The 20,406-nt window shown below is 59.8% G+C and carries 10 protein-coding genes, 1 CRISPR repeat array and 1 riboswitch; of the genes, 5 read left to right on the top strand and 5 right to left on the bottom strand.

The genetic code is table 11. The annotated features are described in order from the left end of the window. Positions 1-304 precede the first annotated feature (304 nt). Positions 305-1,298: direct repeats of the CRISPR family, unit length 29 nt; unit sequence CCTTCAATCGGACTGTGTGGAATTGAAAT. 453 nt (positions 1,299-1,751) lie between these two features. From K3G63_RS08390 to K3G63_RS08380, 3 genes are all read right to left on the bottom strand, one after another. Beyond that, on the bottom strand, positions 1,752-3,191 hold the full coding sequence (locus K3G63_RS08390; RefSeq protein ID WP_220613594.1) for a TolC family protein: 1,440 nt from the start codon (positions 3,189-3,191) through the stop codon (positions 1,752-1,754). Beyond that, positions 3,184-6,372: an efflux RND transporter permease subunit gene (locus K3G63_RS08385; RefSeq protein WP_220613593.1), complete on the bottom strand. Its 3,189-nt coding sequence runs from the start codon at positions 6,370-6,372 to the stop codon at positions 3,184-3,186. Before K3G63_RS08385 ends, K3G63_RS08390 begins: the two co-directional genes overlap by 8 nt. A gap of 156 nt (positions 6,373-6,528) precedes the next feature. Then, the gene (locus K3G63_RS08380; protein WP_220613592.1) at positions 6,529-7,617 is read right to left on the bottom strand and encodes an efflux RND transporter periplasmic adaptor subunit; all 1,089 of its coding nucleotides are present in this window, start codon (positions 7,615-7,617) and stop codon (positions 6,529-6,531) included. A 619-nt stretch (positions 7,618-8,236) separates the two neighbouring features. On the opposite strand from K3G63_RS08380, the gene K3G63_RS08375 reads away from it, so the two are divergent. The 4 genes from K3G63_RS08375 to K3G63_RS08360 all read left to right on the top strand — a co-directional run bounded on the left by K3G63_RS08375 (position 8,237) and on the right by K3G63_RS08360 (position 15,340). Next, positions 8,237-11,014 carry a substrate-binding domain-containing protein gene (locus K3G63_RS08375; protein ID WP_220613591.1) on the top strand — a complete coding sequence of 926 codons (2,778 nt, stop codon included), beginning with the start codon at positions 8,237-8,239 and terminating at the stop codon, positions 11,012-11,014. Positions 11,015-11,407: 393 nt separating this feature from the next. After that, positions 11,408-12,748, top strand: a complete 1,341-nt coding sequence (locus K3G63_RS08370; RefSeq protein WP_220613590.1) for a sugar porter family MFS transporter — start codon at positions 11,408-11,410, stop codon at positions 12,746-12,748. 111 nt (positions 12,749-12,859) lie between these two features. Beyond that, entirely contained in the window at positions 12,860-13,750 is an 891-nt protein-coding gene (locus K3G63_RS08365; protein WP_220613589.1) for a carbohydrate kinase, read from the top strand. 72 nt (positions 13,751-13,822) lie between these two features. Further along, complete coding sequence (locus K3G63_RS08360) at positions 13,823-15,340, top strand: glycoside hydrolase family 32 protein (protein ID WP_220613588.1); 1,518 nt, start codon at positions 13,823-13,825, stop codon at positions 15,338-15,340. A 187-nt stretch (positions 15,341-15,527) separates the two neighbouring features. Here K3G63_RS08360 and K3G63_RS08355 read toward each other — a convergent pair whose 3' ends face one another. Both K3G63_RS08355 and K3G63_RS08350 read right to left on the bottom strand, forming a co-directional pair. Beyond that, positions 15,528-16,553 carry an LLM class flavin-dependent oxidoreductase gene (locus K3G63_RS08355; RefSeq protein WP_220613587.1) on the bottom strand — a complete coding sequence of 342 codons (1,026 nt, stop codon included), beginning with the start codon at positions 16,551-16,553 and terminating at the stop codon, positions 15,528-15,530. A gap of 3 nt (positions 16,554-16,556) precedes the next feature. Then, entirely contained in the window at positions 16,557-17,591 is a 1,035-nt protein-coding gene (locus K3G63_RS08350) for a RimK family alpha-L-glutamate ligase (RefSeq protein ID WP_220613586.1), read from the bottom strand. Positions 17,592-17,999: 408 nt separating this feature from the next. Further along, positions 18,000-18,094: riboswitch (SAM riboswitch) on the bottom strand. 393 nt (positions 18,095-18,487) lie between these two features. On the opposite strand from K3G63_RS08350, the gene K3G63_RS08345 reads away from it, so the two are divergent. Beyond that, positions 18,488-19,840 (top strand): hypothetical protein, encoded by a 1,353-nt coding sequence (locus K3G63_RS08345; RefSeq protein WP_220613585.1) that lies wholly within the window; start codon positions 18,488-18,490, stop codon positions 19,838-19,840. Positions 19,841-20,406: the final 566 nt, after the last annotated feature.

Here is a 20,406-nt window from a genome sequence, read left to right as displayed (position 1 = left end):
TTTGGATCTGACTTTCTGGTAAATAGGTCAAATACCAGAGTTGGCCGACTGGTTCGCTACTGGCCTGTTGCTGGGCGCACTGGCTACTCCATTGGGGCAGGTCAGTTTGGAAACTGCTGACAGGTGCTTGCATCAGCTTCTCTAACAATACAGGCCGCCTTGATCAACATAAAAGCTGAGTATTCGGCTGTCAGTGGTCGTCGCTTGTAAGGTAAAACTTTGGTATTGCTGTACAACGACTTAACTTCTCTTTTTACTGGTAAAAATGTAGCCTCAGATGTTACTAGAAGCCTTTTTGCCGCGGCCTTCAATCGGACTGTGTGGAATTGAAATCTGACTACAACTTTCTGGCAACGGTGATGGGCACCCCTTCAATCGGACTGTGTGGAATTGAAATCAGAAGAAGCAAGCTGCCCACCTGGGAGCTCGATACCTTCAATCGGACTGTGTGGAATTGAAATATCCACTGCTGGATGCGCAGGGCTTCGTTGGGGAAGCCTTCAATCGGACTGTGTGGAATTGAAATCTGCTGGACGCCGGCAAGCGCCCTACCAGCAGCCTTCCTTCAATCGGACTGTGTGGAATTGAAATGCATTGAACTGGATGTGCGCCCGACGACGGTGAATGCCTTCAATCGGACTGTGTGGAATTGAAATTGGTAGATATAGTAATGTTGCTCACCGGCTGTTTCCCTTCAATCGGACTGTGTGGAATTGAAATTCGCCCGTGCCCGTGGTGTTCGGCGGCCAATAAGCCTTCAATCGGACTGTGTGGAATTGAAATGGGGGCAGCGGGGCGGCCAAGGGCTGGCCTTCGGGGCCTTCAATCGGACTGTGTGGAATTGAAATGGCGTGACGGACTACGACATGGGCATGAAGGTCGGTCCTTCAATCGGACTGTGTGGAATTGAAATAAGGTGAAGGGGTGGCGGCCACGCAGCGCACCCTGCCTTCAATCGGACTGTGTGGAATTGAAATTCTCTACGGCAGCCGCGGTGCGCTTCCAGGAAATACCTTCAATCGGACTGTGTGGAATTGAAATGGCTGAACTGGCCACGCCCGTTACCTCGCTCACCACCTTCAATCGGACTGTGTGGAATTGAAATAGTGGCTTTTGCCAGCAGCGGCCAGCAGTTCTTTCCTTCAATCGGACTGTGTGGAATTGAAATACTTGGCAGGATAAGAAACAATGGGCAGCGCAGCAGCCTTCAATCGGACTGTGTGGAATTGAAATGGGGCAGGAACCTGAGGGAGCTGCAGCCAGTGAGGCCCTTCAATCGGACTGTGTGGAATTGAAATGAAAATCGTAGTCATGGCACCATAGCCGTACAGGTCCTTCAATCGGACTGTGGAATTAAGATAGGTAGGTATTGGTGACGTCGCAATGCTTGATGGGCCATGAGCTGTTACCAGCTGTACCTGCTCTGACGTAGCGCGCAGCGCCATCAGCGGTACTTACCCGAAGATAACCAGAGCTTCACGTATAGATCTACCCAAAGCAAGTGAATAAGTGCCAGCCGCAGCCCGGTGGGGAGGAGTGGGAACTTCTCCGCCAGGCGCAGGTAGCGCCCGCCCAGCAGCTGGCCTTGGGCGCCACTCCGCCTGCCCGCCCGAAGCCAAGCCGTTCCGTTGGCTGGCCCCGCTCGGTGCACTGCGGTGTACATTGAAAAGGCCCGATACAGCAGAACTAACCGCTGGATCAGGCCTTTTCTTGGTTTCTGAACGGGTTTCTACCCCGCTCGCAGAAGGTACTTATTGCCACCCACCCCCCAGCGCCCGGTACACATTCACCATGGCGGTGAGCTGTTGCAGCTTGGTTTCGGTGAGGTCGAACTTTGATTCCAGGGCTTCCCGCTGGGTTAGGAGCACCTCCGTGTAGTCGGCGCGGGCAGAGCGGAACAGGCTGTTGGAAATGGTGACGGACTGGTTCAGGGCTTCCACGGCCTTGGCTTTCTCGCCGTAGCTTTTCTCCAGGTTATTCAGGTTGGCCAGTTGGTTGGCTACCTCCACGTAGGCCTTGAGAATGGTCTGCTCGTACTGGTAGGCGGTCTGGATCTGGCGGGCGTTGGCGCTGGAGTACACCGCGTTGATGCCGTTACGGTTTACTAGCGGCGCTATCAAATCACCGCCCAGTGAGTACAGCATCGACTCGGGGGTAGTAAACAGCAGGCCGGGCTTGAAGGCCCCGAAGCCGGCCGAGCCCGTGATGCGCAGCGAGGGGTAGAAATTGGCCCGCGCTACCTGCACATCGAGCTTGGAAGCCGCCAGGTTCTGCTCGGCCTGCCGGATGTCGGGGCGGTTCAGCAAAAGCTGAGCAGGCACTCCGGCCTGAATGGTGGCCGGCACAAAGCTGTTGAACGAGGCATCGTTGCGGGCAATGGGCCGGGGGTAGCGGCCCACTAGAAAGTTCAGCCGGTTCTCCGTTTCCACGATGCGCTGCTGCACGCTGTACTGCAGGCTCTGGGTGTTGTGCACCTGGGCCTCGAAGCGGCGCACGGCCAGCTCGGTGGTGCGGGCTGCCTCCTTCTGCAGGCGCACGGCTTCCAGGGCATTGCTTTGAATGGCAATGTTCTGCTTCACAATAGCCAGCTGATTGTCCAGGGCCAGCAGTTCGTAGTATGAGGTGGCAATTTCGGCAATTAGGTTGGTAACCATGAAGTTCTTACCCTCCACCGAAGCCAGGTAGCGGCTGGCGGCGGCTTTCCGGGAGTTGCGCAGCTTGTGCCAGATGTCCACTTCCCAGGTAGCAAACGCGCCTACCTGGTAGTTGGTCAGCGGGTCGGGGTTGGGCTTGTCGGGCTTGATGGCCACCTGCTCTTCCGTGGCGCCCTGCAGGGTGTAGCGGCCCGGCCGGTCCGCATCGGCGCGGGCCCCCAGGCCCACGAAGGGCAGGTACTCGCCCTTGCGGACCTGCACCTCGTTGCGGGCAATCTGGATTTCCTGCAGGGTAATGTTCAGCTCCTGGTTGCGCTGCAGAGCCGTGTCAATGAGGGCTACCAGGTTGGGGTCGGTGAAGAATTGCTTCCACTGCACCTTGCCCGTGGTGTTCGTCGAATCCGGGAGGCTGCCCACGTAGGTAGCCGGAACCGCACGACTCTCGGCTTTCTGCGTCAGCTGCGGGGTTTTGCATGCGGCCACGGCCAGGGCCAGGGCGGCGGCGCTCAGGCCTTGATAAATGCGTCTTTTAAGCATGAGCTTCAACTTCTTCAACTAAAACGTGCGGCTCGAACTCCGACAGGGGGTGTTCGTTTTCATCCTGAATGAGCTTGCGGCCATCGGCCAGGGAGCCGAAAATGTAGTACAGGCCCGGCACGATGACGACCCCGAAAATGGTCCCGAACAGCATGCCGCCCAGGGCCGACGTGCCGATGGTGCGGTTGCCGATGGCGCCCGCCCCGTGAGCCAGCACCAGCGGAATCAGACCGGCAATAAAGGCGAAGGAGGTCATTAGGATGGGACGGAAGCGCACCTTGGCACCTTCAATGGCCGCGTCGCGGATGGACATGCCTTCCTCGTGCTTCTGCACCGCAAATTCTACAATCAGCACGGCGTTCTTGCCCAGCAGACCCACCAGCATCACCAGGCCCACCTGGGCGTAGATGTTGTTGGCTAGGCCCATGGTTTTGATGAGCAGGAAAGAGCCGAAGATGCCCGCGGGCAAAGAGAAAATAACGGCCAGCGGCAGCAGGAAGCTTTCGTACTGGGCTGCCAGCACCAGGTACACGAAGGCCAGCACCACCAGGAAGATGTAGATGGCCTCATTGCCCCGGCTCACCTCGTCCTTGGAGAGGCCACCCCAGTCGATGTCGTAGCCGCGGGGTAGGGTTTTGGCTGCTACCTCCTGCACCGCCTTAATGGCCTCACCGGAGCTGTAGCCGGGGGCGGCGTCGCCGCGGATGGAGGCCGTGGGGTACATGTTGTAGCGGTTGATTTCGTTGGCGCCCTGGCTTTTCACGATTTTCATGAAGGCCGAAAACGGCACCATCTCGCCCTTATCGTTTTTCACGTACAGATCCAGGATGTCGGAGGGCAGGCGGCGGTACTCCGGCGAGGCCTGCACGAACACCTTGAAGAAGCGCTGGTACTTAATGAAGCCCAGCTCGTAGGTCGAGCCAATCATGATGCTCAGGGTGTTCATGGCGTTGCCAATGCTCACGCCCTTTTGCATGGCCAGCTGGTTGTCAATCTGCAGCTCGTACTGGGGGTAGTTGGCCGAGAAGAAGGTAAACAGCCCCGCCAGCTCCTTGCGCTTTTTCAGCTCGCGCATGAAGTCCTCGTTTACCTGTTCTAGCGCCTTGTAGTCGCCAGTAGAGGTTTTGTCGAGCATCTGGAGCTGGAAACCACCCGCCGCGCCGTAGCCCGGTACTGCTGGCGGCTCGAAAAACTCGATGGTCGCGCCTGGTATCTCCTTGGCCTTCTCTTCCAGCCCCTCCACAATGTCGTGGATGGACTCCTTGCGCTCGTCCCAGGGCTTGAGGTCAATCAGTAGGGTACCAGCGTTGGAGCCGCGGCCCTCGGTGAGTACCTCGTAGCCCGCCAGCGAGGAAATGCTTTCAATGCCGGGCACTTCCTTGGCCAGCTTGGAAAGCTGCTGGGAAAGGGCGTTGGTGCGCTCCAGGGTGGAGCCGGGCGGCGTCTGGATGATGGCGTAGAGCATGCCCTGGTCCTCGGCCGGAATAAAGCCCGAGGGGAGGGTAGAGGAGATACCGAAGATGCCCACCCCAAAACCTGCCAGCACCAGGAACGTGAGCACGCGGCGGTCCACTACCTTTTCCAGGATGTTGGTGTAGCGACCAGTCAGGCGCTCAAAGCCCCGGTTAAACCAGTCGATGAAGCGGTTGATGGGCGTTTTCTTGCGGGGCTGGCCGTGGTTGTTCTTCAGAATCATGGCGCACAGCACCGGCGTCAGAGTCAGGGCCACAATACCCGAAATGACGATGGACGAGGCCATCGTAATCGAGAACTGGCGGTAGAAAATACCCACCGGACCGCTCATGAAGGCCACCGGTACGAATACGGCCGTCATCAGGATGGTAATGGCAATGATGGCCCCGCTGATTTCCCCGATTACCTCGCGCACGGCTCCGTAGGGCGAGAGGTGGGTTGACTCCATCTTGGCGTGCACCGCTTCCACCACCACAATGGCGTCGTCGACCACAATACCAATGGCCAGCACCAGGGCAAACAGGGTAATCATATTGATGGTCATCCCGAAGGCCTGCATGGCAATGAAGGCGCCCACCAGCGACACCGGCACGGCAATAATCGGGATGAGCGTGGAGCGCCAGTCGCCCAGGAACAGGAACACCACCAGGGCCACCAGGATAAAGGCGTCGCGCAGGGTGTGGATTACGTTTTCGGTCGAGGCGTCGAGGAAGCTCGACACGTCGTAGCTGATTTTGTAGTCCATGCCGGGGGGCATGGTCTTTTTCAGCTCCTGCAGCTTGGCCTTCACGCTCTTAATCACGTCGGAGGCGTTGGAGCCGTAGGTTTGCTTAAGCACAATGGCGGCGGAGGGGTAGCCGTCGAGGTTGGAGTAGATGTCGTAGAATTCACTACCCAGCTCCACATTGGCCACGTCCTTGAGGCGCAGCGTTTCGCCGTTGGCGTTGGCCTTGATGATGACATTCTTGTACTGCTCCACGTCGTTGAAGCGGCCCTGGTAAGTCAGCACGTATTCCAGCGCCGAGGCCTCCTTACCATCGGAACGCCCAATACGGCCCGGCGAGCCAATCACGCTCTGGTCGTTGAGGGCCTCCATCACGTCATCCACCGACAGGTTGTAGGCCCGCATGCGGTCCGGCTTCAGCCACACGCGCATGGCGTACTGCCGGCTACCCAGAATGCTCGCGCGGCCAATACCATCGATGCGCTGGATTTCGGGCAGCATGTTCACCCCGGCAAAGTTGAAGAGGTACCGCATGTCGGTATTCTTGTCCTTGCTGTAGAGGTTCACGTACATGAGCATGTTGGGCACCACGCGGTTCACCACTACCCCCTCGCGCTGCACCAGCACCGGCAAGCGGTTCAGAATCTGGGCAATGCGCGTATTCACGTTTACTACCGCCTGCTCGGGGTCGGTGCCCAGGTTGAACACAATCTGGATGTTGGCCTCGCCTGCACTCACGGCGTCGGAGGTCATGTACTTCATGCCGGGCACGCCGTTGATGGCCTGCTCCAGCGGAATCAGCACCGACTCGGTCAGCACTTTAGCGCTGGCGCCGGGGTAGGCGGTGCTCACCATCACCATGGGCGGCGAAATCTCGGGGAACTGGGAGTTGGGTAGGGTATTGATGGCCAGGACGCCCAGGAAGAGAATGACCACCGATATAACGATGGCAAACACGGGCCGGCGAAGGAATCTACTGAACATGATAATGCGCTGTTCGTGATAATTAGCACGTCATTCCGAGCGGAGCCAAGGAATCTCGCTGGCTAGTAACTCCTGTATCAGGGCGTTACTAGCCTGTGTCAGCACGCGAGAGGTCTCAGCTAGGCTCGACAGGACGCTCTTCAGAAAGATTGGCGTCTACTCCGAGTAGGTTTTCAGGTGGGAAATAACCTGCTTGGGCTCCTGGTACTCGAAGTCGATTTTGTCGCCCTCCTTCACTTTGCGGATGCCTTCGAGCATGATTTTGTCGCCCGCTTGCAGCCCGCCCGACACCAGGAACAGGTCCGGCATTTCGGCGCCCACGGTTACTTCCCGCTGGTGCACCTTGCGCTTGCTGTCCACCACGTACACAAACTTTTTCTCCAGCACCTCAAAAGTGGCTTTCTGCGGGATGATGAGGGCGTTTTTCATGGGCACGGTCATCAGCACCGAGCCGGTTTCGCCGTTGCGCAGCAGGCCCTTGGGGTTGGGGAAAGTGGCCCGGAAGGCAATGTTGCCGGTTTCGTTGTTGAAGTCGGCCTCAATGGTTTGCACTACGCCGGGGTACTGGAACACCTCGTTGTTGGCCATCCGCAGCTTTACCTGCATGGGCGTGTTGTCCTGGGCGTGGGTTTTATAGGAGAGGTACTCGGCCTCGGGCACGTTGTAGTACACCCACATCTTGCTGTTGTCGGAGAGGGTAGTAAGTAGGTCGCCCTCATCCACGAGGCTACCCAGCCGGGCCTGGAAGTGGTCCATGATACCGCTGAACGGTGCCTTAATGGTCGTGAAGCCCAGGTGGGTCTGGGCCAGGGCTACCTCGGCCTTGGCCTTTTCCAGCTTGGCTTGCGACAACGCCAGCTCGTTTGAGGACACCACGTTGCCGTCGGCCAGCTTTTTGGTGTTCTGGTACTCAATGTTCACGAACTTGGCCTCGGCCTCGGCCTTTTTCAGCTCGGCCTGGTAGAGCAGAGGCATGATCTGAAACATGACCTGGCCCTGCTGAATGTGCTGGCCTTCATCCACGAAGATCTTTTGCAGGTAGCCTTTCTCCAGGGCCCGCACCTCAATATGCTGGATGGAGTGAATCTGCGACACGTATTCCTTGGTGATGGTCGTGTCTTTCTGCAGCGGACTGGTGACCAGGAACTTAACTTTTTCTTCTTTCGCCTCGTGGTGTTGCGAGCAGCTGGTAGCACCGTACAAGCAACCCGCGCTCATGACTGTGAGCAGGAATGTTCTGTTCATAAGAACCTGACTGATATGCAAGGGGTAGTGATTGGAGAAGGGGAGTTAGGCGGAGGTGCGCCGGAGGGGCGGGGCGTTGGCGGCCTGCGCCAGCCGGGCCAGTGGGCGGCCTTTGGAAGGAGCCACCCGCTGGCAGTGCGCCGGATGCTGCCCCATCTTATTCAGCACCCGGGCCCACGGGCTGGCGGCGCGGTGCCCCCGGCCTGGCAGGGCACTTAGCGCGGTAACCGCCGCAAGCCGATGAGTGCCCGCCGGAAGACCCGGGGCTGCGCACGGCGCTGAACGAAAAAAAATGTGGAAATACCGGAGCTGCAAAGCGTGTGTCCTGAGTTGACGGCACAAACCACGGTACAGTATCATGAAGCCGGTATGAAGGAACCTGCTAAATGCGGGTCGGAAGAATGTCCCGGGGCTGGGCCGTCGAAGCCTGCTCTAGCCCCCGGCTTTGGTCCCCGGGTGGTGGCCGTTTCTGGCTGGGCTTGAGTAGCAGGGGGGCTGCCTGCTCGCGGGCCGGGCTTGGCCTGGGGGCTATGGGGTAGCCAGGGTAGATGGGCCAGGAGGCAGCCGGTACGCCGGGCCCCGTCACACCGTCGAGGTAATTTCTTGTTACTTTCGGTGCATGCTTTCCTCCGCGCGTATCTGGCCTGGGTTGTGGCGCTGCCTGCTGGTGCTGAGCCTCTGGCAGGGGGTAGGCAGTTGCACGCGCCGGGCGGCGGAGCCCCGTTACAGCATTGGGTTTTCGCAGTGTACTACCGGCGACGCCTGGCGGCAGGCCATGCTGGCCGGCATGAAAAAGGAGCTGAGCTTCTACCCCGAGGTGCGCTTCCGCATGAAGGACGCCCACGACGACAGCCGCCTGCAACAGCAGCAGATTCGGGAGTTTTTGCGAGAGAACATCAACCTGCTTATCGTCTCGGCCAACGAAGCTGAGCCCATTACGCCCCTTGTGGAGGAGGCCTTTAACCGGGGCATTCCGGTGGTTATTCTCGACCGCCGCACCACCTCCAAGCTCTACACGGCCTACGTGGGTGGCAACAACTTGGCCGTGGGGCAGGCAGCGGGCAGCTACGTAGGTAATTTGCTGAACGGCCGTGGAAACGTGCTGGAAGTGCTGGGCACGCCCGGCGCTTCTCCGGCCGCCGACCGGCACCAGGGCTTGGTGCAGGCGCTGGCCGCCTACCCCGGCGTGCGGCTGGCGGCCCAGGTCAGCGGCGACTGGAAGCGCCCGTCGGTGGTGCAGCGCCTGCCCGCTGTGCTGCGTCAGCACCCGGAGGTCAATCTGATTTTCGCCCACAACGACCGGATGGCCTTGGGGGCCTACCAGGTCTGCAAGCAGCTGGGCCTCGACCAGCGCGTTCGGGTGGTAGGGGTAGATGGGCTGCCGGGGCCGCACGGGGGCATTCAGTTTGTGCAGGATGGGGTGCTGAGCGCCACCTTGCTCTACCCCCCGGGTGGGGAAGAGGCCATTCGTACGGCTATGAAGATTCTGCGCCGGGAGCCCTACGAGAAGGAGAACCTGCTCGGCACCATGGTCATCGACTCCACCAACGTGGGCACCATGAAGCTCCAGACCGAGAAGCTCGCCAGCCAGCAGCAGGACATCCAGCGCCAGCAGCGGCTGTTGCAGCGGCAGCGCGACACCTACGCCAGCCAGCAAACGGTGCTGTACGTGCTGGCCGCGGCTCTGCTTGGGGCGGCTGGGCTGGGCCTGCTAGTGTGGCGGGCGCTCCGGGCCAACCGCCGCATCAACCGGCAGCTGGAGGAACAAAACCAGGAAATCCTGTCTCAGCGCAACCAGATTCAGGCGTTTGCCGAGCGAGCTAACGTAGAAACCGAGGCCAAGCTGCGCTTCTTCACCAACTTCTCCCACGAGCTGCGCACCCCACTCACGCTCATCCTCGGGCCGGTAGAAGAAATGCTCACGAGCTGGCCTGAGCTGCCCGCCGCCCAGCGCCACGATCTGGGCCTGATCCGGCGCAACGCCCAGCGCCTGCTGCAGCTGGTTAACCAGCTCATGGATTTCCGCAAGATCGGCGTGGGCAAGATGCCAGTGCGGGCCACCGAGGGCAACCTCGTGACCTTCGTACGCGAAATTATGGATGTGTTTGAGCGGCCCGCCCGCCAGCGCGGCATCAGTCTGCGCTTCCTGCCCGCCGAGCCTGCCATTCCTCTCTGGTTTGATGGGAACATTCTGGATAAGGTGTTCTTCAACCTGCTCAGCAACGCCCTCAAATTCACGCCCAACCGGGGACAGATTATCGTCAGCATTCAGGCGCTGCCCGCTGAGCGCGCCGTGCGGATAAGCGTAGAGGATACGGGGCGGGGCATCTCGGACGAAGACAAAGCCCATATTTTCGAGTGGTTTTACCAGGGGCAGCAGTCTGCGGCCCGGGGCTCCGGCATGGGCCTGGCCCTGGCCCTGGGCCTCACGCGCCTGCACCAGGGCCAGCTCACGTTCAGCAGCCAGCCCGGCCGGGGCAGTACTTTTGTTGTAACCTTGCCGCTGGAGCTGCCCGCTGCGCTCCACTCCGCCGTGGCTCCGGCCTCGCCCGCGTTTACGCTCGACGAAGACAGCGCCCCGCCCGCTCCGGCCCTTGCTGCAGAGACAGTGCCCGCCACGGGGGCGGGGAGCGAGGCCCTGGTGCTGGTGATTGAAGACAACCCCGAGGTCAACGCCTTTCTCTCTCAGAAGCTGCGGCCCCACTTTCAGGTGAGCACGGCTACCGATGGCGCTACCGGCCTGCGCCTAGCGGCCGAGGCTATTCCCGACCTGATTGTCTGCGACGTGATGCTGCCCGGGCTGGGTGGCTTGGAGGTAGTGGCCCAGCTCAAGGGCGACTGGCGCACTTCTCACATTCCGGTGGTGCTGCTCACGGCCCGCAACGCCCCCGAGCAGCAGGTGGAGGGCGTGCAGGCCGGCGCCGACCTCTACCTGACCAAGCCCTTCAACCCGGCCTTCCTGCTCGAAAGCCTGCGCACGTTGCTCAGCAACCGTGAAAAGCAGCGCGAGCATTTCCGCCGGGAGCTGTCGGTGGATACGGCTACGGTGGCCCCGCAGCGGGTAGACCAGAAGTTCCTGGCCAGCCTCACGGCCATTGTGGAAGCTAACCTGAGCCGGCCCGAGTTGAGCGTGGAAGACGTGGCCCGCAGCCTGGGTATTTCGCGGGTACAGCTCTACCGGAAGGTGAAGGCCGTGCTGGGCACTGGCGTTACGGATTTCATCCAGAGCATTCGCCTGACTAAAGCCCGCCAACTATTGCGCGACGACGACCTGACTATTGCCGAGGTGGCCTACCAATTGGGCTTCTCCTCGCCGTCCTACTTCTCTACCTCCTTCAAGTCTCGCTACCAGGTGTCCCCCTCCGAGTTCCGGGCCATGCATACCACGGCCGGGTAGCGGCTGGCTGTACTACCAGCCCGGGTGGCACCGGGTTTGCCGCAGAGAACTGCGTGTATCAATTTTGAAACACAGGTAGCATAATTGAAAAAACCGATGGAAGAGCAGTGGCTAATTGGTTTGTAAGATATTGATATACAGATTATTGCTAGTTAATGTTATCTTGATCCAAATCTGAAAGATATTGAGTGAATTACGGAAGCCGGTGAACAGCGGGTAGGAGATATTTGGACAACTGCCCGCGGCCGTCGCCCACCTGTTTTCTTGGGTGGCTGCCCCGCGGGAGATGAAGCGGTAGGGCTGCTTCGCGAGATTTCGCAGCCCGCCCTGCGCCCCTGGGGCCTGCACCCGGCACCGGCGCACGCTTCTGAACTTTACCATTTCACAACTTGAATGAAAAACAGCAACGTTTTCTTTTGGTCCCTGGTAGTGGCACTGGGCGGCTTCCTGTTCGGCTTCGATACGGCGGTTATTTCCGGGGCTGAAAAGGCCATTCAGCAGGTGTGGCGCCTGAGCCCGGTGGAGCACGGCTTCACTATCTCCATTGCCCTGATTGGTACCGTGTTCGGGGCTGTTTTCGGCGGCATCCCGTCGGATAAGCTGGGGCGCCGACAGACGCTTATTTGGATTGCCGTGCTCTACTTTGTGTCGGCCCTGGGCGCGGCGCTTACCAGCAGTTGGGTGGCCTTTATGGTGTTCCGGTTTCTGGGCGGCCTGGGGGTAGGAGCCTCATCGGTGACGGCGCCGCTCTACATTTCTGAAGTGTCGCCGCCGGAGTCTAGGGGGCGTATGGTGAGCATGTTCCAGTTTAATATCGTGCTGGGCATTCTGGTAGCCTACCTCTCCAATTACCTGCTCACGGGGGTAGGGGAGCAGGACTGGCGCTGGATGCTGGGCGTGCAGGTGCTGCCGGCCGCCGTGTTCTTCCTGCTTTTGTTCCGGGTGCCGGAAAGCCCGCGCTGGCTTATTGGGCGGGGGCGGGTAGAAGAGGGCCGGCGGGTGCTGCACCTCATCAACCCCGCCCAGGCCGACCAGGATGTAACCAGCATCCTGACCACCAACGCCGCCGATGAGGCCCGCAGTACTGGCGGCCACTCCCTGTTTGCCCGCCAGTACCGCGGGCCTGTCCTGCTGGCCGTGCTGTTCGCTGTATTCAACCAAGTGTCGGGCATCAACGCCATCATCTACTTTGCCCCGCGCATCTTCGAAATGACGGGCTTGGGCAAAGGCTCTGCGCTGCTGTCGTCGGCCGGGCTGGGGCTGGTCAACTTCGCCTTCACGCTGCTGGCCCGCCAGTTCATCGACCGGTTCGGGCGCCGCAAACTCATGCTCATTGGCTCCTACGGGCTGATTGGAACCCTGGGGTTGGTGGCCTGGGCCTTTTACCGCCAGGATTTTAGTGCCTTCGGTGGTATGCTCGTGCCGGTACTGTTGTTCGTGTACATTGCCTTTTTCGCCTTTTCGCAGGGAGCCGTTATCTGGGTGTTTATTTCTGAAATCTTCCCCAACCCGGTGCGCGCGAAAGGCCAAGCTCTGGGCTCCTCCACCCACTGGGTTATGGCGGCTATCATTGCCTTTACCTTCCCGTATTTCGCTGAGAAGCTGGGGGGCGGCAACACCTTTGCCTTCTTCTGCGCCATGATGGTGCTGCAACTGCTGTTCGTGTGGCGCCTGATGCCCGAAACCAAAGGGGCCAGCCTGGAGCAGCTCGAAAAAACGCTGGTATTGCATTGATATAGCGGTTGGAAGTGAGAAGTAAGAGCTGAGACATGGTGTTCCGCACCAGCTCATCGGCTTGATCTTCTGCTCCCACTCTTTTTCCAAGATTCTACGCTCTGAACTCTCATGTCTAATACAATCGTCTGCTTTGGAGAAGTGCTTTGGGACGTGCTGCCAACGGGCAAGCAGCCGGGCGGCGCGCCCTTCAACGTGGCCGTGCACCTGCACCAGCTTGGCCTGCCCGTGGACCTGATCAGCCGCGTCGGCGACGATGAGCTGGGCACGGAGCTGCTCAACTTTATTGCCTCCAAGGGCTTGCGTACCGATTTTGTGCAGCGGGGCACAACCCACCTGACGGGGGTAGTAAAAGCCAACGTAGACGATGCCCAGGAGGTCACCTACAAGATTGTGCAGCCCGTGGCCTGGGACTACATCCAGTACGAGGCAGCTCTGGAGCACCTGGTGGAGTCGGCCGCGGTGTTCGTGTTTGGCTCCCTGGCCGCCCGCCAGGCCGGCACCCGGGAAACCCTCTACCACCTGCTGAAGTACGCCCGGCTCAAGGTCTTTGACGTGAACCTGCGCCCCCCGCACTACACCCGGGAAATAACCCAATACCTGCTCGAAAAGGCCAACCTGGTAAAGATGAACCACCACGAGCTGACCGAAATCATGGCGTGGTTCGGGCCGGAAACCGACCAGGCCACCGCCATGCAGTGGCTGGCCGAGCGGTTTGACTTGCAAGCCGTGTGTGTAACCTGCGGGGCTGAGGGGGCCCTGCTTTACACAGGCAGCCAGCTTTACCGCGCCCCGGGTATTCCAGTTGACGTGAAGGACACCATCGGCAGCGGCGACGCCTTCCTGGCTGCTCTGCTTAAAGGCTGGCTGGCCGGCACCGAACCGGGGGAGGCCCTGCGCTTCGCCTGCGCCACTGGCGCGCTGGTGGCTACCTCCCCGGGCGCTACCCCCACCCTCGCCGAACGCGACGTAACCGAACTGCTGGCGGCCCAGGCGCTGTAGGTGCCTGGCTGGCGGGGCCGGGGGCGGCCACCCACCACAACACTCCCTCCCTTACCTCTCTTTCCCACCCATATGAAAAAGACTTATCTGCTAGCCTTTTCCCTGGCTAGTCTGACCGCCCTGGGCCAAACTCAGCCCGCTGCACCCCTACCCCCCGCTACCCCGCAGTACCGCCCGGCCTACCATTTTAGTCCGGCCAAGATGTGGATGAACGACCCCAATGGCATGGTGTACTACCAGGGCACCTACCACCTGTTTTTCCAGCACTACCCCGAGGCCCTGGTGTGGGGCCCCATGCACTGGGGCCACGCCACCAGCCAAGACCTGGTAACCTGGCAGGAGCAGCCCATTGCTCTGTATCCGGATAAGCTGGGCTGGATTTTCTCGGGTAGCGCCGTAATTGATGAGAACAACACGGCGGGCTTCGGCAAAAACGCCATGGTCGCCATCTTCACCCACCACAACGACCCCGAAGAGAAAAAGAAAACCAACAAGCACCAGTACCAGAGCCTGGCCTACAGCCTCGACGAGGGCAAGACCTGGACCAAGTACGAGGGCAACCCGGTGCTACCCAACCCCGGCATCCAGGACTTCCGCGACCCGAAAGTAAACTGGAATACGGTGGCCAAACAGTGGGTAATGACCCTCGCCACCAAAGACCGCATCACGTTTTACAGCTCGCCCAACCTCAAGCAGTGGGCTAAGCGCAGCGAGTTCGGGCAGAAGCTGGGTGCCCACGGCGGGGTGTGGGAGTGCCCCGATTTGTTTCCGCTCACCCTCAACGGCAAAACCTACTGGGTGCTGCTGGTGAGCATCAACCCTGGTGGGCCCAACGGCGGCTCGGCTACCCAGTACTTTGTGGGCCAGTTCGATGGCAAAACCTTCACGCCGACTACCACCACCCAGAAATGGGTTGATTGGGGCAAGGACAACTACGCTGGCGTGACGTGGGGAAATACCGGTGCCCGCAAGATTTTCCTGGGCTGGATGAGCAACTGGGAATATGCCAACCAAGTGCCTACCTCGCCCTGGCGTAACGCCATGACCGTCCCGCGTGACCTGGCGTTGCGGCAGGTAGGCTCGGAAATTTACCTGACTTCCCAGCCCGCTAAAGAGGTAGTCGGGGCCCTGCAAGCCCCCCAAATCCTGAAAAACCTGACGGTAAAATCGGAGCTAAACCTTACCGATAAGATCAAAAATCCCGCTCAGCAGTTTCAACTCAACCTCAGCACCAGGCAGCTCCAGGACATGGCCGTGGTCTTGTCGAATGCGGGCGGCGAGGAGGTGGTTATCGGCTACGACAAGCGGGCCAACCAGTATTACATCGACCGTACCAAGGCCGGCCTGAGCAGCTTCGGCTCCACCTTTGCCGGCCGCCACCCCGCCCCGCGCCTAGCCGCTGGCCCCGCCGCTGATATGACGCTACTCTTCGATGCAGCCTCCGTGGAGCTGTTCGCCGACGGCGGCCTGACAACCATGACGGAAATCTTCTTTCCCAAGCAGCCCTTCACCCAGCTTAAGCTGCGCTCCGCCGCGGGCCTAACCGTGGACGCGCTGACCTATGCCAAGGTGGGTAGCATGGTGAAGTAGCAACAAGGTGTAAAGACGCAACATACTGCGTCTTTACACCTTGCTAAGGTTGTTTAGTGCAAATAAGAACGTCATTCCGAGCCTCGCGAGGAATGACGTTCTGAATAGTTGGTTCTAAGCGAGTTTACACGTACTAAAAAGGCCCCGCTAGCTGTTAGCGGGGCCTTTTTAGTACGTGCAAGCGACTTTAGGCCAGCACCTGAATTACGGCTTCGGAGAACCGCTCCATTTCTTCCAGCTGCGGGCTGCACTGGAGCAGGAACAGGTCCACGCCGACATCCTCGAAGGCGCCGATGCGGTCCGCTACTTGCTGGGGCGTGCCGGTGAGGCCGGAGCGCAGACCGCGGTTAGAAACCGAGTAATCCTGCAGGCTTACCTGGTTTTCGAGCTGGGTGCCGGCCAGCCACTGCTGGTAGTTTTTGTAGCCGGCGGCCGAGCCCTGCACATTGGTAATGCGCTCCAGCTCCTTTTTCACCTCGGCTTCGGTGTTGCGCACGATGCTGTAGGCGGCCACCCCGAACTTCATGGGCGGCAGGCCCAGCCGGTCGCGGCGCTCCTGCAAATCCTGGATGCGGCGGCCGATGGCGGCCGGTTCGTCGCCGTGCATTACGTAGCCGTCGCACTGGGCGGCAATCAGGTTCTTGGCCGCTTCCGATTCGCCGCCGGCGTAAATAAACGGCCGCGGGCGCGACACGGGTTTGGGCTGCAGAATCGAGTCCGTGACTTTGTAGAACTTGCCTTCGAAGGAAAAGTGGTCCTGCTTCCAGAGGTTGTCGACCACGTGCAGCCACTCGGCGGTGCGGGCGTACCGGTCGTCGTGCTGCTCGAAGTGCACGCCGTACTTCTTGGCCTCATCCTGCCACCACGACGACACCACGTTCAGGGAAATCCTACCCCCGCTGATGTGGTCGATGTTGGCGGCTTGCTTGGCCAGCAGGGCGGGCGAGTGGAAGGTGGGGCGCACGGCCACCATCAGCTCAATTTTCTTGGTAACGGCCGCCAGGGCCGCCGCCGTGCTCCAGGCATCCAGGCTCGGGGCTTCCTCGCCCTTGATGTCGTTGAGGTTCAGCTCGGCAATCAGGGACAGGTCGTAGCCCAGGTCCTCGCTGCGCTGGGCCAGCGTCTTCACGTAGTCCCAGTCGGCACGCATGTTCTCGTCCTCCACGTTGCGCAGCCACCCGCCGAAAACGGGCATCCAATATCCGTACCGCATGGCTTAGTGAATAGAAGCCGCTACCGGCTGTGGAGTGGAGGAAACAGCATCAGCCGACACAGACTGGCTACCCGGGTTAGGAGCGTCAATCTGGGTTTCGAGGTAGTCGACGAAGCGGGCGTAGGGGTCGAAGCCCACCACGTTCACGGCGTCAGCCACGAAGTTGGACAGGGCGTTGATGTCGTAGAACAGCACGTCGCCGGTGCGGTCGTCAATCAGGTACTCGATGCCACCTACGTCGATTTTAGCGGCGGCCACAATGCGCTCCACGGCTTCTACTACCTCAGCCGGGGGGGTAAAGGCTTCCACCTGAATGCCTTTCTTGGGGGCTTCGGTGAGGCAGAAGTCACCGGCGGCGGGCTCCTCCGGAATCTGGCAGATTTCGGCGGGGCACAGGTTGAAGCTCTCGCCAGTGGTGTACACCTTCATGGCGTAGAGGAACTTGCCGTTCAGGGTTTCCACGCGGTGAATGTTGCCGCCGCGGGGCGTTACGTACTCCTGCACCAGGGCCGTCTGGTCGATGCCGAGGTCGATTTGGCCAGCGGCTACGGCGGCTTCTACCCCTTCCATCGTGTCGAAGCGGATGATGCCGGCGCCGCTACCCCCAATGTTTACTTTCACCACGATGGGGAACTGCAGCTGGCGGGCCGCATCGGGTACGCGGGAGGCGTGGTTAATCACGAAAGATTTCGGAAATTTCAGCCCCAGCGAAGCGAACAGGCTGAGCTGGCGGGCCTTGTTGGTTTCAATGGCTGTGGCCCCCGAGCCGTTGATGATGCGCGTGCCGATGCGCTCCAGGTGGGTAGCGTAGCCGGCCGTGTGGAAGATGCCCTGACCGTGCCCGCGCAGGTAGGCCGAGGAGCTCATGCGGTTGACTACCAGCGAGTAGCGGCTCTCGGTTTCCAGCGGGTCGAAGAGGTGGTGAGCGGCGTCTATTTTCTCGTAAGGCAGGCCCCGGCGGTCCAGTTCGGCAAACAGGGGCTTAAACCATTCGGGGTGTTCGAAATAAATGCCAATCGGCTTCACTTGTTGTGACATGCGAGGGGGGAAGAAGAACTAGAAAGTAGAAAATTAGGGAAAGCCGTTGCAGCAGCTGGAAGCTTGGGGGGTAGCGCAGGGGTAGGGGGCTCCTTAGGGAAACATCGGCGAGAAGCCCAAATGCCTGACTGCCGCAGCCACCGCAACAGAAAGCAGAAGAAAAGCGCCGCACCGGCAAGGATCCGTGTATTTTCGGGCTAGGCGGGCCGTAGCAAGTGCGGCCGGTGCAGCGGTTACATCACCAGCGCGCCCCGAACGTTTACGTCCGCCAGAATACGGATTAACAGCTGCCTACCCAGCCAGCGGCATACACACCGCCCAACAACACGTGCTACAACATCCATGCTGTACGGATGCAGCGGTGGCAGGAGTAAGGGCGAAGTGCGGGAAGCGGTTCACGGTACGTTGTTTTTATATGGTCAGGAGTTGGCACCGTTTCCGTACTGCTACGGAAGGTTGCCGGCGTTTCGTCGAGCCTGTCTCTCCACGCCTCTGTATAAAAACAATCCTTTCAGGTAAAGAATTGAGTGTGGCAAAGGTAAAGCCGCTGGGTCGACACTGCCAAATTTTCTTTGACCGGCTGCGGCTGCCAGCCAGTTTGCCGGGAAAGCCCATTCGACTACGCCTCACGGACCAACGCCGGCCGGAACCATACGGGGGCTAGCTCCGGAAAGAGTTGCGGGCAAAAAGCCACTCTCCGCCGTTTACGTCCGGTTGTTAGGCATGGATAGCTTGCGGTGCTTGATAGCCAGGTAATTAGGGATAGTCGAGTTATGTATAAAAAAGGATGTAACTAATTTTTATTATGAATATTTATATAAAACTTTAGGCGTATCACTGCTCAACGGTTACCCGTTGGGTGTGTTCGATTTCCCACCATCTATCCTACTAGCAGTATGAAATCAACCGGAGTACTCATGGCCGCTTTGCTGACCAGCGGCGCTGCCCTCGCGCAGAACAACACCCAGACTTCCACTAGCTACGGCAACAACAACCGCGTGACGGTGGAGCAAACGGGCCGTTCAAACACGGCCGTGGCCCGCCAGAACGACGCGGCCGTGAACGGGGGCAGCAGCAGTGGCAACAACAACGAGGTAACCCAGACCCAGGAAGGCAGTCAGCATCTGGCCCTAACCGACCAAATGGGCAACCGCCAGCAGGCCGTGCAGGTGCAGCGTTCCGACGTAAGCCGGGGCGCTAACGGGGCCCGCATCCGGCAGGGCTCCACCGCCGCGGGCAGCGACGGGAACTACGCCAGCCAATCCCAGGGCGGCTTCAGCCATAGTGCTACGATTGAGCAACTTAGCGGCGGCAACTACGCCACCCAAAATCAGAGCGGCCGCAACGCCTACGCCACTATCTTTCAGAGCACGGGCAATAATAACCGCGCTACTCAGAAACAAGAGACTAGTAGTGCCGGAACTGTTACGGCTCGGCAGTTGGGAGCCAATAACATAGCCAGTCAGCAGCAGAGTGTTTCCTCAGGCAACGAGACGCGGGGCAGCGTACTGCAGCAGGGCAACAACAACACGGCCAGTCAGCAGCAGCAGCAAAGATCCAGCGGTTACATGACTGCCAGCATCGAGCAGCTAGGCAATAACAATGCGGCCACTCAGCTCCAGATTGGCACCGGATATGCGTCTTCTTCTGCGTTTATCCTGCAGACCGGCAACAACAACGCGGCTACCCAAACGCAGAACCATTCGGGGTCTTACGGAACCGTGGCGGCCAGCGCTACCCAAACCGGCAACAACAACGCCGCTACTCAAAGCCAGACGGACGTAACGTCGGTCAGGGCTACGGTTACCCAGAATGGCAACCGCAACGAGGCCACCCAAACGCAGGTCAATACGGCATTTTCGGGGTCAACTGCTCTGCAGGTGGGTAATAATAACACAGCCACCCAGCGCCAGCAAAACGCCGGCTTTGTGCAGGCTTCCATTGAGCAGGAGGGCAACCGCAACGTGGCTACGCAGAACCAGCAAGGACAGTATCACGAGGCCATAGTAGAGCAGACGGGCAACCGCAATACGGCCCTGCAGGACCAGCAAGTGGGCGGATTTGCCAGCAGCCCCACCCGCTCGGGCAACTACGGCTCCATCAGCCAGACAGCCGACGACTCTTACGCCCGCCAGGTGCAGGCTGGCAACAGCAACGATGCCCGCACCTACCAGGGGGCCAGCGGCAACAGCAGCAACGTGCTGCAAACCGGCGACGGCAACACTACGCTCGTGCACCAGAACCACTAACCTATTCCGGCATACAACACGCAGGCCCGCTTCCCCGGAAAGGAGGCGGGCTTGCGTATTGTATGCCCCTGCCTGGGGGTAGCCGCTCTGGCCCGAACCGAACGCCCGCAGTTGGGCGCAGCACCAACAAGACATAAAAAAAAGCCCCGGCTCGTCAGCCAGGGCTTATAATGCAATAGGTGCAGCTCTTGCCGGCAGACACACACCTGTAACAGCCGGCAAAGCAAACCTACGGAATTTGTGGGGTAGGCGTTTTAGTCGAGCTTACAAACATGCGGGCTACGCTACCTTTCGCCCCCAGTTAGTAGATGACTTTGGCCCGAACGTCGATAACTGAGAGCAGCAGGGCCCAGCGGGTACCATCTTCGGCTGCCTGGCTGGTTCCCGGGGGCCTTCCTCTCCTGCTTGCTACAACGGGCTTGCCCCGGAAAGGCAGTTGTAAGGCGCAGTGTGGCAGAAAGGTAAAAATAGCTTTTGTCGTGTTTTCCGCCTTTCTTAATACGTGGTCATCCAACTATCCAACCCGCGCCCGGGTGGCGCAGCGCCGGATTAGTGCTACGTGCGCG

The sequence above is a fragment of the Hymenobacter sp. HSC-4F20 genome, from assembly GCF_019599275.1.
Lineage (GTDB): Bacteria > Bacteroidota > Bacteroidia > Cytophagales > Hymenobacteraceae > Hymenobacter.
The sequence above is the reverse complement of the archived record's forward strand: the minus strand, read 5'-3'. Positions and strand labels throughout refer to the sequence as shown.

Coding starts and splice junctions, on each gene's coding strand:
- K3G63_RS08360 (WP_220613588.1), top strand. CDS start 13,823: ATGAAAAAGACTTATCTGCTAGCCTTTTCCCTGGCTAGTCTGACCGCC.
- K3G63_RS08345 (WP_220613585.1), top strand. CDS start 18,488: ATGAAATCAACCGGAGTACTCATGGCCGCTTTGCTGACCAGCGGCGCT.
- K3G63_RS08380 (WP_220613592.1), bottom strand. CDS start 7,617: ATGAACAGAACATTCCTGCTCACAGTCATGAGCGCGGGTTGCTTGTAC.
- K3G63_RS08390 (WP_220613594.1), bottom strand. CDS start 3,191: ATGCTTAAAAGACGCATTTATCAAGGCCTGAGCGCCGCCGCCCTGGCC.
- K3G63_RS08385 (WP_220613593.1), bottom strand. CDS start 6,372: ATGTTCAGTAGATTCCTTCGCCGGCCCGTGTTTGCCATCGTTATATCG.
- K3G63_RS08370 (WP_220613590.1), top strand. CDS start 11,408: ATGAAAAACAGCAACGTTTTCTTTTGGTCCCTGGTAGTGGCACTGGGC.
- K3G63_RS08350 (WP_220613586.1), bottom strand. CDS start 17,591: ATGTCACAACAAGTGAAGCCGATTGGCATTTATTTCGAACACCCCGAA.
- K3G63_RS08365 (WP_220613589.1), top strand. CDS start 12,860: ATGTCTAATACAATCGTCTGCTTTGGAGAAGTGCTTTGGGACGTGCTG.
- K3G63_RS08375 (WP_220613591.1), top strand. CDS start 8,237: ATGCTTTCCTCCGCGCGTATCTGGCCTGGGTTGTGGCGCTGCCTGCTG.
- K3G63_RS08355 (WP_220613587.1), bottom strand. CDS start 16,553: ATGCGGTACGGATATTGGATGCCCGTTTTCGGCGGGTGGCTGCGCAAC.